Here is a 12,691-nt window from a genome sequence, read left to right on the forward strand (position 1 = left end):
GCCAAGAGTTAAGAGCGGCTGAAGACCCAGAGTTTGAAACTTTCTACACCAAAAACGTGTTGCTCAATGAGGGGATCCGCGCTTGGATGGCTCCTCAAGACCAGCCTCACGAACAATTTAAATTCCCTGAAGAAGTATTACCTCGCGGTAACGCTTTGTAATCCGATCTTCTTAGCAGGCGAATAACAACTAAGTTTTGCTCAACCGAGTTTAAAAAATTTCCTCTACCTCTTTGGTAGAGGTTTTTCTATTTGCACCCAAAATTCCAAAATCCTGTGTTATCTTAAATGAAGGTGAAAAACACCCAGAGCTAAACACTCTGTCCTCTTGAGAATAAGACCGTCTAGGCAACAAGGAGGTGATGCCCATGATAGAAAGTAGTAAATGCATGGGTCATCAGGTTGGAATGAGCCGGCTGTGCGCCGGGGCTGTTCTCTAAAAAGCTTAGGCTTGCTTGGAGTTCCTTCCGGCAGTCTGGTTTCAATCTGAAGACCCACTACACCGCTCTTACGTTAGGTTATCTAGCCTTTGTAAGAGCGGATAGCTTTTTTAGGGGATTTGTTTGGTAGTTTTGATTTAAAGTCTGTAGCTACGGTTAACTCCTCATACATAACCGTCTGGTAAGGAAACAATTGAGTTTGCGGTAATTATTGTTACTTTGCGGTAGTCTATAAATCAGTCGGAAAATAAACGCTAGCTAATTGATGGAATATGATGTTTTTGCCATCATTCAGGGGTATGCTCAGGGTTACTTTCTGATGGCTGATGAAGTAAATGGATTGGGTTGGTATGCTAGCCGCGATCGCACGTTAATTCCTCTAGACGATCGCTTTCGCTACCCCAAGTCATTGCGCCGAGCGCTCAACGCTGGGCGTTTTACTGTTGCTATCAACCGCAACTTTAAAGCTGTGGTTGCTGGCTGTGCAAATCGCGAGAAAACTTGGCTATCAGAGGAGTTACAAGAAATATACCTAGCGCTATACCAAGCGGGCTGGGCGTACAGTTTTGAGACATGGTTGGGCGACGAATTAGCTGGGGGAATTTTGGGAATTGCCATTGGGGGAATGTTTATTGGCGAATCGATGTTCTACCGAATTCCTGAAGGCTCAAAAGTAGCAATGGTGAAGTTAGTAGAAAGATTGCGATCGCGTTCTTTTATCTTTTTTGATGCCCAAATGATGAACCCCCATTTGGAAAGATTTGGCGCTTATTGCATTGAAGATGAGGAGTATCAAGTCTTGCTCAAGCAAGCTTTGCAGCGTCGATGCTCTTTTGAGTAATCGAGCGGCGTTTTGCTTTTTGCCTGAGATAGCGGTCGCAAAATCTTGCTAAGATTCGCTGATTTTTGCGTCACAACCAAAATTATTAAGTAGCTGTATAACTGATTTTCTTTGTTCATAGACTTTTGGTAACACAAGCTATACAGACAGCGAAGTATTCTCAATCACAGCGTCGAACTTCCACATTAACCATAGGGAAGATGAAAGCAAACTGCAAAAGTAGCTACAACGAAAGACTACTAGGGATTTATTTTTTGTGAAATACGTATAGTTGAGTTCCAGCCTTGGCGGTATTTAACCTGAAATAGATAAGGAGACTTTTTAATGACTACTACTGCTCCAAAGCAGACAACAGACTTAGTTGCCAATGCATCATCGGCTCCCTAAACTATCAAATTGAGGTTTCATTATGAAGACTCGGCAATTAGGTAAAAGCGGGCTTATCGTCTCTGCAATGGGCTTAGGCTGCATGGGAATGTCAGATTTTTATGGTACTCGCAATGATGAAAATGAAGCGATCGCTACTATTCATCAGGCAATCGATCTGGGCATAAATTTTCTCGATACTGCTGATATGTATGGACCGCACACCAATGAGGAATTGGTAGGACGAGCAATAAGAACCCGCCGAGAGCAAGTAGTTCTAGCTACCAAATTCGGGATTGTCCGCACATCCGATTTACTGATTCTGTGCCTATACTATTTATCAAGGAAAGTTTGAGGATGAGAATTTTCCTCAAACTTTCTTCTGCTATGCCTAAATCTAGTTGGCTCAATAAGCTTAGGAGTATAAGCTATGGAAACCGCAGATTTGATTGTCATTGGCAGCGGACAGGGTGGTATTCCATTAGCAAGCGATTTTGCTCAGGAAGGTCGCCGTGCTGTGATTTTTGAGCGCGACGTTTTGGGAGGTAGTTGTATCAATTATGGCTGTACGCCTTCTAAGGCTTTCCTAGCGGCTGCTCACGCCGCAGGTAGGGCAAGACACGCAGATAAGCTAGGTATCCACGCCCAAGTAAACGTCGATTTTCCGGCTGTGATGCAACGAGTGCGCGGCATCAAAGGCAGCTTTAATCAAGGCATTCACAAACGTTTAGAGGATGCTGGAGTCAAAATAGTATTTGCTGAGGCATCTTTTGTTGGCGAAAAAACTGTAGCTGGTGGGAATTTTGTCGTTCAAGCACCAATAATCGTTATCAATACAGGTACATCTGCCTTAGTTCCCGATATACCTGGTTTGGCGGGGACTCCATATCTAACCAACCGCAATTTCTTCGACCTCAAGGAATTACCACCGCGTCTAGTAGTAATTGGTGGTGGTTATATTAGCTTGGAGTTAGGACAGGGACTTGCTCGTTTGGGCAGTCAAACTCAGATAATTGTTAGAGGCGATCGCCTGCTCGATGCTGAAGAACCAGAAGTTAGCGCCACTTTAGCACAAGCTTTAGAACAAGACGGCATCAAACTGCATTTTCATGCAGAAGCAAAGCAAGTTGCTTATCAAAATGGCATATTTACAGCTACGCTCAATAGTGGAGAAGAACTGCAAGCAGAAGCCTTGCTTGTAGCTACAGGACGCAAGCCTAATACTCAAGCTTTAAATGCCGCAGCGACAGGAGTTGAGCTAGACGATCGCGGTTATATCAAAATTAGCGATCGCTTTGCGACTACTGGCGATGGTATCTACGCAATTGGCGATGCAGCTAGGCAACCTGCTTTTACTCATGTTTCTTGGGAAGACTACCGCCGCTTAAAAGCAATTTTGGCAGGGGAAAATAGAACTCGCAGCGATCGCGTCCTCGGTTACGCTGTCTACACAGAGCCTCAAGTCGGACGAGTAGGTATGACGCTAGAACAAGCACAGCAAAAAGGAATTAATGCCCGCAGTGTCACTTTACAAATGTCGCAAATTGCCAGAGCGATCGAGTGGGGACACGATTTAGGCTTTTATCGCATGGTAATAGATAACGATACCAATAAAATCTTGGGTGCAACTTTAGTCGGCTATGAAGCAGGCGAAATAGTCCATGTTTTTCTAGATTTAATTGCAGCCGAGGCAACATGGCAGTTATTAGAGCAGTCTGTTCACATTCATCCGACTTACGGGGAAGCATTACCAAGTTTGGCACGTTTATACCAGCAATAGAATTATCAAACCAACGAGCTATTGTTTGCCCTTGGGCGCTGCCAACGGAACTTCCTTTCCGACTCTTGAATTGGCACATCGTTGATGCTAGCTTCGCGTCTTTGCATCAACCCATTTTCTGCAAATTCCCACTGTTCGTTGCCATAAGCACGATACCAGTAGCCAGAATCATCGTGCCATTCATACTCGAAGCGCACAGAAATTCGATTTTCGGTAAAACTCCACAATTCTTTTCGCAAACGGTAGTCGAGTTCTTTTGCCCACTTTCGTTTCAAGAAAGCTACAATCTGTTCTCGTCCGCTGATAAATTCAGCCCGATTGCGCCACTGAGAATCTTCGGTATATGCCAAAGCAACTTTTTCTGGCTCGCGACTGTTCCAAGCATCTTCGGCAGCTTGAACTTTTGCTTTAGCTGTTTCTAGCGTGAATGGAGGTAAGGGAGGTTTACTATTCATTAATTAGGTTGTTAGCGATCGCTCAATTGGCTTTCCAACTCTGCAATCCGAGCTTTGAGGGGAGCGATCGCTGCTTCAACTTCCCTTTGCGAGTAACGAATGGGAATATGTTGGGGACAGTTCTCGCTGGTTGCTTCTACATGGAAGAGAATTGCCCGTTCAATTTGGGCAGGATAATCAGGAACTTGGAGTCGGGCGATTAATTCCCTATCCCCTTCAATACATTCAGCTTTACCCCAAATTTTGATACGTTGGCGATGACGATAATCCATGAGAAACAAAAATGCTTTGTTGTTAGCGGACAGGTTGCCAACGGTAATATATTGCAAATTCCCCGAAAAGTCTGCAAAGCCAAGCGTCTTTTCATCTAATATCTTTAGAAAACCAGGCGCTCCGCCGCGAAACTGAATATACGGGTAGCCATTGGAACTAATTGTTCCCAAATAAAACCCTTCTAGGCGAGCTATAAATTCTGCTATTTTTGGCGTGATGGTATCGTTGGCAGCACTATTATTGACATAGCGCTCGTAAGTCTGCCGCGATCCTCGTTTTTCCTGGACTGCTTTTACTTCTGGTGTAAAGGCGATTTCTCCAAATCTGCTTGGCATACGCCCTCCTAGAGCGCGATCGCTTCTCTAATAGCCCATCGTGTCGCTAAAATTAGGTTTCCTCAATATTTGTTACTGTACCGAACGAACGGTACAATGTCAATCAACAATTTAAAAATTACCATTTGTGCCTAAAGACACTTATATCCCCTGCTTGCTGCAACTGTTTCGGCAGTACGGCTACGATGGCGCAACCTTAGCTAAAATTTCGCAAGCCACAGGGCTAGGCAAAGCTAGCCTCTACCATTACTTTCCTGGTGGTAAAGAGGAGATGGTAACAACAGTTTTAGATTACCTGGCACAGTGGTTAGAGCAACATATTCTCCAACCTCTGCGCTACCAAGGAGATGCATTAGCAAGGTTTCAGAGCATGAGTGATAGCATTAGCGAACTGTATGCAGGGGGGCAACAACCTTGTTTATTGGCGATCTTATTAATGGGTTCGACACGCGATGTCTTTCAGCCGACACTGCGATCGCTACTGCATTCGTGGATTGAGGCGATCGCCGAGGTGCTAATCGCCGCAGGATTAAATGAAACACTAGCAAAACAAAGAGGAGAAGATGCAATTATCGCCATTCAAGGCAGCCTAATTCTATCTCACGGCTTGAACGATTTTGCACCATTTCAAAGGACGCTCGCACAATTACCACAACAACTATGCCAGGGTTTGCTAGGCTAAAATACGCTGCGCGTTACACCCCAGTCTAGGGCTGGATCTCTATCGTGTCCTGCTGCCTTGATTGCCCGCTGATAGCCTGGGCGATCGCTAATTCTTGCCAGCCACGCCCTGATATTTGGACGGTTGTCAAGACCGACATTATAAAATGCCTTCATCGTCCCGAAGGGAAAATGCATCATGATATCGGCAGCAGTAAACTCACCGCCAGCGAAGTAGTTTACTTGTGATAAACGATCTTCGACCATCTGCAAGTGGCGATCGAGTCGTTCGCGCAAGCTAGAAAGTAGTGGTGTATTACCTGCTCCTACAGCCATCTGGGCAATCCAGTAAACGCCGATCTGCATCATTAAACTGCTATTGGCGTAGTGCAACCAGTACAAATAGTCGGGATACTGCGATGAGGTGACGGAAGCAGCGAGCCGCCCGTTTCCATAACGAGCTATTATGTACTCAACTATTGCCCCAGACTCAGCTAGCACGATTTTGCCATCGCCCAATACTGGCGCACTACCGATAGGATGAATAGAGCGTAATTCAATCGGTGCGAACTGTGTAACTGGATCGCGTTGATACACGCGCAGTTCGTACGGCAATTCGAGTTCTTCTAGCAACCAAATTATCCGCTCGGATTGAGAGACTTTGAGATGATGAACAGTAAGCATATAACCAGAATGTACTTCCTTGCCTGTGTGAACTCCGTTTTGAGTGTATAGCAGCGTGACAAATGCTAGCCGCTACCCGAAGGCATGAGTTTTGTATTTTGAATTTCTTTACTCTTCTTTGGATACAGACTCTAAAACAATTGAGAGTTTTGAGTTTTAATAGCTGCGTCTACTTGTTGGAGTAAGGCTTTTAAGGTAGAAGAGTTGTCTAAAATTATGTCTGAGCGATCGCATTTTTCCTCTATGGACATTTGACTATTAATTCTTGCTTCGGCTGCTTCCGTAGTTAAGCCGTCGCGTTCCATTAATCTTGCTAGTTGCTGCTGTTTTGAGCAATATACTACCCAAATTTCTGTTACTAAGTCAGTCATCTGTGCTTCAAATAGCAAGGGTATGACTAATACTATTGGACTGGTTGATAACTGCTTCATTTCTTGGATGAAGCGATGGCGCACTTGAGGATGTATTTGCTCTTCTAACCACTGTCTTTCGGTGTCATTATTAAATACAATTGCTCCTAACTGCTGGCGATTTAAGCTCCCATCTGCAAGTAATATTTGTTTGCCGTAACGACTAGCGATCGCGTTTATTGCTTTTGTGCCGACTGCAACCGCTTCTCTAGCGTAAATGTCTGCATCCAAAATAGGTAATTTGTAAGCAGATGCTAGGTAATTAGCTACAGTAGTTTTGCCTGTACTAATACCCCCAGTTAAGCCAATGATGCGCCGCTTAGTTGTCATTTGCCCATTGCACAATTGCTTGCGTTAATCCTTCTAACGTATATTCTGTTGCTTCTACATCTACTCGTCCTAACAGTTCTAGGCAAGTTTTTGAAGTCTGCGGACCAATAGAAGCAATACAAACTCTTGCTAAATCGGCTTCTCCATGCGTTTTTAACAGTTGATAGAAGCATTTGACAGTTTTTGAGCTAGCAAAGGTAATAATGTCTATAATGCCGCTTTGGAGCGCCTCTAAAGCGGCTGGGGCGATCGCACTAGGACATTGAGATTGATATGCTGCTACTTCTACTACTTCTGCACCAATAGCAGTTAATTCTTTGACTAAAACTTCTCTGCCGCCACTTTCAACTCTTGGAAACAAAACTTTTTTACCTTTTAGCTGTGCTTGCAAGTGTTCTACTAAGGCATCAGCAACAAAATCTGGGGGAATAAAGTCTGGCTGCAAACCGTATTTATTTAGACATTGAGCAGTTTTTTCGCCGACTACAGCAATTTTGACTCCAGCTAAAGCACGAGCATCTCTATTTTGGGCTGCCAAGCGCTCAAAAAAGTAGTCTACACCATTAGTAGAAGTGAGAATGAGCCAATCAAATTCTAATAGATGAGCGATCGCCCGATCTAACTCATCCCAGCTAGAAGGAGGGACAATTTCTAAAGCTGGCATTTCAATCACAGTTGCGCCCTGTTGCTGTAATAAATTGCTAAATTGGCTAGATTGTCCAAGCGATCGCGTGACTAAAATAGTTTTACCTGTAAGTGGCATAGAGGGAGGTTGTAAATAGTTACGTAACCTTACTACTTCGCCAACAACAATTACTACAGGAGACAAGGAAATTTCCCTTGTTTTGGCAACAATATTTTCTAAATCTGCTACCCATACTTGTTGCTGTGGAGAACTTGCCCAGCGGATAATCGCAATAGGCGTATGTAGCGACTTTCCGTGTCTTGCCAATTGATGCACAATTTCCGCTAAATGTTGCCCTCCCATCAAGACTACCAGCGTCTCAATTTGCGCTAAAGCTTCCCAATCTAATTCATCTGGTTCGTGTGCTGTAAAGACGGCAAAACAGCGACTTAAAACTGGATCTGTTAGTGGAATACCTGCGAGTAGAGGAGCAGCCAAAGCAGATGAAATTCCTGGTACGACTTCAAAGGCACAACCAGCCGAGCGTAATGCCTCTATTTCCGCCGTACAACGACCAAAAATAAACGGATCGCCACTTTTTAGCCTAACTACTAGCTTATCTTGCTGACAATGTTCTACTAATAAGCGATTAATTTCTGTTTGAGGCGTGCTAACTTTACCACCGCGTTTACCAACATCGAGTTTGAGACATTCCGACTTGACTAATTGCAACAAACTAGAATCTACCAAAGCATCGTAAATCAAGACTTCAGCTTGATTTAGCAACTGATGCGCCTTAACAGTTAGATAATTAACATATCCCGGTCCTGCACCTACGAGGTAGACTTTACCCATAGCTAAACTCGATTGTTGTTTAATTGCTGTAGTAGTTGCTCAATTTGCTCGGCTTTTTGCGGGTTCTTCTGCTTTAAGAATAAGTCTTTAGCTGTGGTAAAAGCTGCGATCGCACCTTCTAACTTTTCTTGTTTCATCAAAGCCGTACCCAAACGCAGATGAGCATCAGCATTTTTAGGGGAACGACTAATAAGGTGATTGAATTGAGAAGTCGCATCATCTAGTTTACCAAGCTGCATCAACGATTCACCCAACAGCAAACGAGCGATATCATTACTAGGATGCCGAGAAAGCACATTTTGCAAAGTTGCTTCAGCGCTTTGATAGTCTTTCTCCTGATAAAGCTTTACAGCTTGGTTGTATAGAGAAGATGTAACTATCCCTTCGCGCACAAAAAAGCCCAGCGTTATCAACCCGACTAAAACTACAGCCGCCGCAATCAAAGAAGTTTGCCCAGACGTTTCTAACATTTATCGTTCCCCAGAAAGAATTCATTTAACTTGATATGATTTGTCAGGGCATGAACCAGTTTTTGCACCGCACTCCTTCCTAATGTCGGCTACTCAAGTTGAGGAAAAAACTATCTTGAAGACACTATTCTTAGCTTGGCAAGATGGCAAAAGTCGCTACTGGTATCCGATTGGGCGTTTAAATTTTGATGGAGAAATGTATAAATTCGTCTATACGCAAGGAATGTTGCAAGCGGGAGCGAAAAATAGCTTTCAGCCTTTATTATCTTTTCCCTACTTAGATCGAGTATATACATCAACCCATTTATTTCCAATATTTGCTAACAGGTTAATGCCTCGTTCTCGCCCTGATTACCCAGATTTCTTGCAATGGCTAAATATTCCTCAGCACCAAGACGATCCACTTGCCATTTTAGCTCGTAGTGGCGGACAGCGCGTGACAGATACATTTACTGTTTTTCCTTTACCAGAACCAGATGAAGAGGGAAGATATTATATTCACTTTTTCTCTCACGGCTTGCGATACCTACCAAAATGTTCTATTGAGAAAATTAATAGCTTAAAGCCAGAAGATAAGTTATGGCTAGCTCATGAATTTCAAAATCTATATGACTTTCAAGCCTTAACTCTTAATACAAATGACCATCATATAGTAGGATACTGTCCGCGCTATTTGAATAACGAAGTTCTTGAACTTATATCTGTAAACTCCGATGCTGTAGACGTGCGTGTAGAGAAAGTTAATCATTCGCCAGCACCGCTACAATTTCGCCTACTATGCAATATAACAGCCCAATGGAGCGACGAACTGCGCCCCTTCTCTAAACCAGAATACCAGCCGCTTGTAGATGTGACAGCTAGTATTGGTTCCTAAAATGTTTTACTTGTATCAACCCAAAAGACAAGCAGCAGGAAAAAGTAGATATTCTAGGAAAAATAGCTTCCAGATAAATTGGTAGAAAGATGCGATCGCACTTTTATCCTGCAAATCTACCCCAAAACTGCGCCACCACATTAGAGCCAGCAATCCCAAATGAGTGCTAACTAAAAATATTGGATTAACAGCAGGTAGCCAAACAATACTAATAGCCATACCCAAATAGCATATAGTTAATATCCAACGAGCCAGATTAAAAACCCGCTCTTGACCTAAAGCAATTGTAAAAGTAGTAATTTGGAATTGACGATCGCCCTCCAAATCGGGAATATCCTTAAAAATAGCGATCGCGATCGTAAACACAATAATAAACGCAGTCAAAGCCCACACAGCAGCCGGAATATTTAAACCACCGCTAAAATGTGCAAATAGCCCTAAATTGACAACCGCTCCGCGCACAGTAAAAATACACAAAGCCGCCCAAAAAGGAAACCTCTTCAACCGTATAGGCGGCAAAGAATAAGCCGTACCAATAGCTAGACTAATAGCCACCATCGCCAATAAATAAGGCGATTGCAGTCCAGCCGACACCAGCGCTAATACACCCGTAACCGCTACAATCAGCCTACCAGTAGCAACAGAAAACTCCCCACTAGCTAAAGGCAAATGAGGCTTGTTAATTTCATCAATAGCCACATCCTCCAACTGATTCAAGCCCACAATATAGACATTGCCACAAATACAAGCAAACCAAGCTCCCAAAGCAGCTAATAACCCACCACCAATAGAAACTTCATTTTGAGACAAAGCGATCGCAAAAATCCCCAAAACACTCAAACTCGTACCAATAATCGTATGAGGGCGAGAAAACTTCCAGAAAGCATAAAGCCAACTACCTCGTACCTCTTGCTTGTCGCCCTCTGCGTCTAAAGGCTGTCTTGCACTATCGCGCAGGCGGTTTGTTTCCTTATTTACTTCCACACAACAACCCAAAACGAATTAACCCAGACTCATAACCGCGACGCATCAAACCCAAAGACAGCGCCGCTTGAATCGTTCCCCAACCAGAACGAATTAAACCCAAAATAGCATCCCAATTAAACGCTGAATCAATTACCACATTCCAAAAAGGCGCAACAGCACAAGACCAATCAGCACTACGAATATTTTTCAATGATAAGCTGTGCGCGATCGCCACATACTCAGGTAAAGAAATTACATAAGGCAAACAATAAACCCGATAAATATCCTCTAAATGCTTCCTTTCCGCCGCCGTCAAAGGCTGATTATCAGTAGGGCGATGACACCAAGTAACCATAATTAAAGTACCACCAGGCTTTAGCACCCGATAGCACTCTTGCATAAACTTAGTTTTATCAGGCATATGTTCGCCACTTTCGAGCGACCACACCAAGTCAAAAGAATCATCAGCAAAGGGCATATTTTGGGCATCAGCGACCTGAAAATTAGCTTTTGCACTCAAATTAGCTTCCGCTGCCCTAGCGGTTGCTCTAGACGCTTGTACGGGGCTAAGAGTAATACCTGTCACCCTAGCATTAAACTTTTGCGCCAAATACAAAGAACTACCACCAATCCCACAGCCGACATCTAAAATATTTTTAGCTTGCTGCACGTTCGACCATTTAAGCAACTCCTCAATCAAGTCGATTTGCGCCTGTCTGCGCTCTTTTTTTTCCTTCCCATCTACGCCGTAATAACCGTGATGCATATGTTCGCCCCAAATTTGTTCCCACAAACTAGAGGAAGCATCGTAGAATTGTTTGATTTGCTCTTGCAGTGTCGAAGTCATGGATAAAGCATTGATGCAGACGAATTTAGCGTATCAGAAGATGCTATTACTTGACGAGAGCGATTACTTAACGCGATCGCCCAACAATGACATAACCCCTAAATCTACCAAAATTTTCTTAACTTTTGACTTTTTATGACTGTTCCTCGGACAATTTGCCTCGGATTTTTGGCGGTAATCGCCGTCGGAACCATTTTATTAATGATGCCTTTTTCCTCCGCTGAGGGAACTTGGAGTAATCTAATTGTGGCGCTATTTACTTCAACTTCCGCCGTTTGCGTTACTGGTTTGTCAGTTGTCGATCCTGGTACTTATTTCTCTTTTTGGGGACAGTTTTTTGTCGCTACTCTAGTGCAAATTGGCGGACTAGGATATATGACAGCAACTACGTTTCTTTTACTACTTTTGGGTGCTAGATTTGGCTTGCGCGATAAAGTTGCAATTCAACAAGCTTTAGACCGAACAGGAATGCACGATAGCGCTCAATTAATTCGTTCAATTATTGCTGTTACTTTGATTTTTGAAATTAGCGGTGTTTTCTTGCTTTTACCTGTATTTACTAGCGATTATAATTTAGACAAAGCATTATGGTTAGCAATTTTTCACAGTATTAATTCTTGGAACAATGCTGGGTTTAGCTTGTTTAGAGACAACTTTATTGGCTATCAAACATCGGTTTTATTAAATCTATCGGTCACTGGGTTGATTATATTTGGAGGTATCGGCTATGGAGTGATTTTAGAAATGTACGTGTGGTTGCGCGATCGCTTGCAGAAAAAACCAGAAAAGATGGTATTTTCTCTTAATTTTAAGGTTGCTACTACTACTACTTTGGTATTATTAATTTTTGGCACTGTTGCCTTCTTTTTTATAGAAGTGAAAAATCCAGAAACTTTTGGAACATTAAGTTTAGGGAATAAAATAATGTCAGCTTGGTTTCAATCTGTAACTCCTAGAACTGCTGGATTTAATACTATTGATATTGGGAAAATGACTACGGCTGGATTGTTTTTGACAATCGCTTTGATGTTTATTGGAGCAAGTCCAGGTGGTACGGGAGGCGGACTAAAAACAACTACATTTAGAGTGTTAACCAGTTGTACCAAAGCAATTTTACAAGGAAAAGAAGAAGTATTACTTTATGAAAGAACAGTACCTATATCACTGATATTAAAAGCAGTTGGGGTATTAGTAGGTTCTATTGCTACAGTGCTTTTATCGACAATTTTAATTTCTATAACAGACTCAGAAGTAAACTTTATTCAAATTTTATTTGAGGTTGTTTCAGCATTTGCCACAGTTGGTCTATCTACAGGAATTACAGCTACCGTATCAGCAACAGCAAAAGTAATTTTAATTATAACCATGTATATAGGTAGGGTAGGGATTTTACTACTGATGGGAGCTTTACTCGGAGATCCAAAGCCAAGTGCAATTCGCTATCCTGAAGAAAACATGATTGTAGGATAAAAAATACTCTA

13 protein-coding genes and 2 pseudogenes are annotated in these 12,691 nt (G+C 42.8%); 7 read left to right on the plus strand and 8 right to left on the minus strand.

Going from position 1 to position 12,691, the window contains the following annotated elements; translation table 11 throughout:
* The 4 genes and pseudogenes from UH38_RS25980 to UH38_RS19755 all read left to right on the plus strand — a co-directional run.
* Positions 1-161: pseudogene (locus UH38_RS25980) on the plus strand (photosystem II D2 protein (photosystem q(a) protein)); the annotation flags it as partial.
* 543 nt (positions 162-704) lie between these two features.
* The gene (gene aat / locus UH38_RS19745) at positions 705-1,280 is read left to right on the plus strand and encodes a leucyl/phenylalanyl-tRNA--protein transferase (protein ID WP_045056413.1); all 576 of its coding nucleotides are present in this window, start codon (positions 705-707) and stop codon (positions 1,278-1,280) included.
* A 409-nt stretch (positions 1,281-1,689) separates the two neighbouring features.
* A pseudogene (locus tag UH38_RS19750) lies at positions 1,690-1,959 on the plus strand (aldo/keto reductase); the annotation flags it as partial.
* 117 nt (positions 1,960-2,076) lie between these two features.
* Complete coding sequence (locus UH38_RS19755) at positions 2,077-3,426, plus strand: dihydrolipoyl dehydrogenase family protein (RefSeq protein WP_045056415.1); 1,350 nt, start codon at positions 2,077-2,079, stop codon at positions 3,424-3,426.
* Positions 3,427-3,431: 5 nt separating this feature from the next.
* Here the strand turns inward: UH38_RS19755 and UH38_RS19760 are convergent, their stop codons facing one another.
* Positions 3,432-3,881 carry a nuclear transport factor 2 family protein gene (locus UH38_RS19760; RefSeq protein ID WP_045056416.1) on the minus strand — a complete coding sequence of 150 codons (450 nt, stop codon included), beginning with the start codon at positions 3,879-3,881 and terminating at the stop codon, positions 3,432-3,434.
* An 11-nt stretch (positions 3,882-3,892) separates the two neighbouring features.
* Positions 3,893-4,489: a pyridoxamine 5'-phosphate oxidase family protein gene (locus UH38_RS19765; protein WP_045056417.1), complete on the minus strand. Its 597-nt coding sequence runs from the start codon at positions 4,487-4,489 to the stop codon at positions 3,893-3,895.
* A gap of 127 nt (positions 4,490-4,616) precedes the next feature.
* Between UH38_RS19765 and UH38_RS19770 the strand changes: the two genes are divergently transcribed.
* Entirely contained in the window at positions 4,617-5,171 is a 555-nt protein-coding gene (locus tag UH38_RS19770; RefSeq protein WP_045056418.1) for a TetR/AcrR family transcriptional regulator, read from the plus strand.
* Here UH38_RS19770 and UH38_RS19775 read toward each other — a convergent pair.
* The 4 genes from UH38_RS19775 to UH38_RS19790 all read right to left on the minus strand — a co-directional run bounded on the left by UH38_RS19775 (position 5,168) and on the right by UH38_RS19790 (position 8,523).
* The gene (locus UH38_RS19775) at positions 5,168-5,833 is read right to left on the minus strand and encodes a glutathione S-transferase family protein (protein ID WP_045056419.1); all 666 of its coding nucleotides are present in this window, start codon (positions 5,831-5,833) and stop codon (positions 5,168-5,170) included. The two genes, UH38_RS19770 and UH38_RS19775, sit on opposite strands and share 4 nt — an antisense overlap.
* Positions 5,834-5,964: 131 nt before the next feature.
* On the minus strand, positions 5,965-6,573 hold the full coding sequence (gene coaE, locus UH38_RS19780) for a dephospho-CoA kinase (RefSeq protein ID WP_045056420.1): 609 nt from the start codon (positions 6,571-6,573) through the stop codon (positions 5,965-5,967).
* On the minus strand, positions 6,563-8,053 hold the full coding sequence (gene cobA, locus UH38_RS19785) for a uroporphyrinogen-III C-methyltransferase (RefSeq protein ID WP_045056421.1): 1,491 nt from the start codon (positions 8,051-8,053) through the stop codon (positions 6,563-6,565). The genes coaE and cobA overlap by 11 nt, the downstream gene beginning before the upstream one ends.
* Positions 8,054-8,055: 2 nt before the next feature.
* Positions 8,056-8,523 (minus strand): tetratricopeptide repeat protein, encoded by a 468-nt coding sequence (locus tag UH38_RS19790; protein ID WP_045056422.1) that lies wholly within the window; start codon positions 8,521-8,523, stop codon positions 8,056-8,058.
* Positions 8,524-8,605: 82 nt separating this feature from the next.
* On the opposite strand from UH38_RS19790, the gene UH38_RS19795 reads away from it, so the two are divergent.
* Positions 8,606-9,397, plus strand: a complete 792-nt coding sequence (locus tag UH38_RS19795) for an HIRAN domain-containing protein (protein ID WP_045056423.1) — start codon at positions 8,606-8,608, stop codon at positions 9,395-9,397.
* 15 nt (positions 9,398-9,412) lie between these two features.
* Here the strand turns inward: UH38_RS19795 and UH38_RS19800 are convergent, their stop codons facing one another.
* Both UH38_RS19800 and UH38_RS19805 read right to left on the minus strand, forming a co-directional pair.
* The gene (locus UH38_RS19800; protein ID WP_045056465.1) at positions 9,413-10,354 is read right to left on the minus strand and encodes a homogentisate phytyltransferase; all 942 of its coding nucleotides are present in this window, start codon (positions 10,352-10,354) and stop codon (positions 9,413-9,415) included.
* Positions 10,355-10,367: 13 nt separating this feature from the next.
* Complete coding sequence (locus UH38_RS19805; RefSeq protein WP_045056424.1) at positions 10,368-11,210, minus strand: methyltransferase domain-containing protein; 843 nt, start codon at positions 11,208-11,210, stop codon at positions 10,368-10,370.
* 135 nt (positions 11,211-11,345) lie between these two features.
* Here UH38_RS19805 and UH38_RS19810 point away from each other — a divergent pair, with 135 nt between their 5' ends.
* Positions 11,346-12,680 carry a TrkH family potassium uptake protein gene (locus UH38_RS19810; RefSeq protein ID WP_045056425.1) on the plus strand — a complete coding sequence of 445 codons (1,335 nt, stop codon included), beginning with the start codon at positions 11,346-11,348 and terminating at the stop codon, positions 12,678-12,680.
* The last annotated feature ends 11 nt before the right edge of the window (positions 12,681-12,691 follow it).

This window comes from Aliterella atlantica CENA595 (assembly GCF_000952155.1).
Taxonomy (GTDB): domain Bacteria; phylum Cyanobacteriota; class Cyanobacteriia; order Cyanobacteriales; family Chroococcidiopsidaceae; genus Aliterella; species Aliterella atlantica.

What these genes read in the sequence shown, in the direction of transcription:
- aat (WP_045056413.1), top strand. Translation starts at nt 705, where the DNA reads ATGGAATATGATGTTTTTGCCATCATTCAGGGGTATGCTCAGGGTTAC.
- UH38_RS19755 (WP_045056415.1), top strand. Translation starts at nt 2,077, where the DNA reads ATGGAAACCGCAGATTTGATTGTCATTGGCAGCGGACAGGGTGGTATT.
- UH38_RS19760 (WP_045056416.1), bottom strand. Translation starts at nt 3,881, where the DNA reads ATGAATAGTAAACCTCCCTTACCTCCATTCACGCTAGAAACAGCTAAA.
- UH38_RS19765 (WP_045056417.1), bottom strand. Translation starts at nt 4,489, where the DNA reads ATGCCAAGCAGATTTGGAGAAATCGCCTTTACACCAGAAGTAAAAGCA.
- UH38_RS19775 (WP_045056419.1), bottom strand. Translation starts at nt 5,833, where the DNA reads ATGCTTACTGTTCATCATCTCAAAGTCTCTCAATCCGAGCGGATAATT.
- coaE (WP_045056420.1), bottom strand. Translation starts at nt 6,573, where the DNA reads ATGACAACTAAGCGGCGCATCATTGGCTTAACTGGGGGTATTAGTACA.
- cobA (WP_045056421.1), bottom strand. Translation starts at nt 8,053, where the DNA reads ATGGGTAAAGTCTACCTCGTAGGTGCAGGACCGGGATATGTTAATTAT.
- UH38_RS19790 (WP_045056422.1), bottom strand. Translation starts at nt 8,523, where the DNA reads ATGTTAGAAACGTCTGGGCAAACTTCTTTGATTGCGGCGGCTGTAGTT.
- UH38_RS19795 (WP_045056423.1), top strand. Translation starts at nt 8,606, where the DNA reads ATGTCGGCTACTCAAGTTGAGGAAAAAACTATCTTGAAGACACTATTC.
- UH38_RS19805 (WP_045056424.1), bottom strand. Translation starts at nt 11,210, where the DNA reads ATGACTTCGACACTGCAAGAGCAAATCAAACAATTCTACGATGCTTCC.
- UH38_RS19810 (WP_045056425.1), top strand. Translation starts at nt 11,346, where the DNA reads ATGACTGTTCCTCGGACAATTTGCCTCGGATTTTTGGCGGTAATCGCC.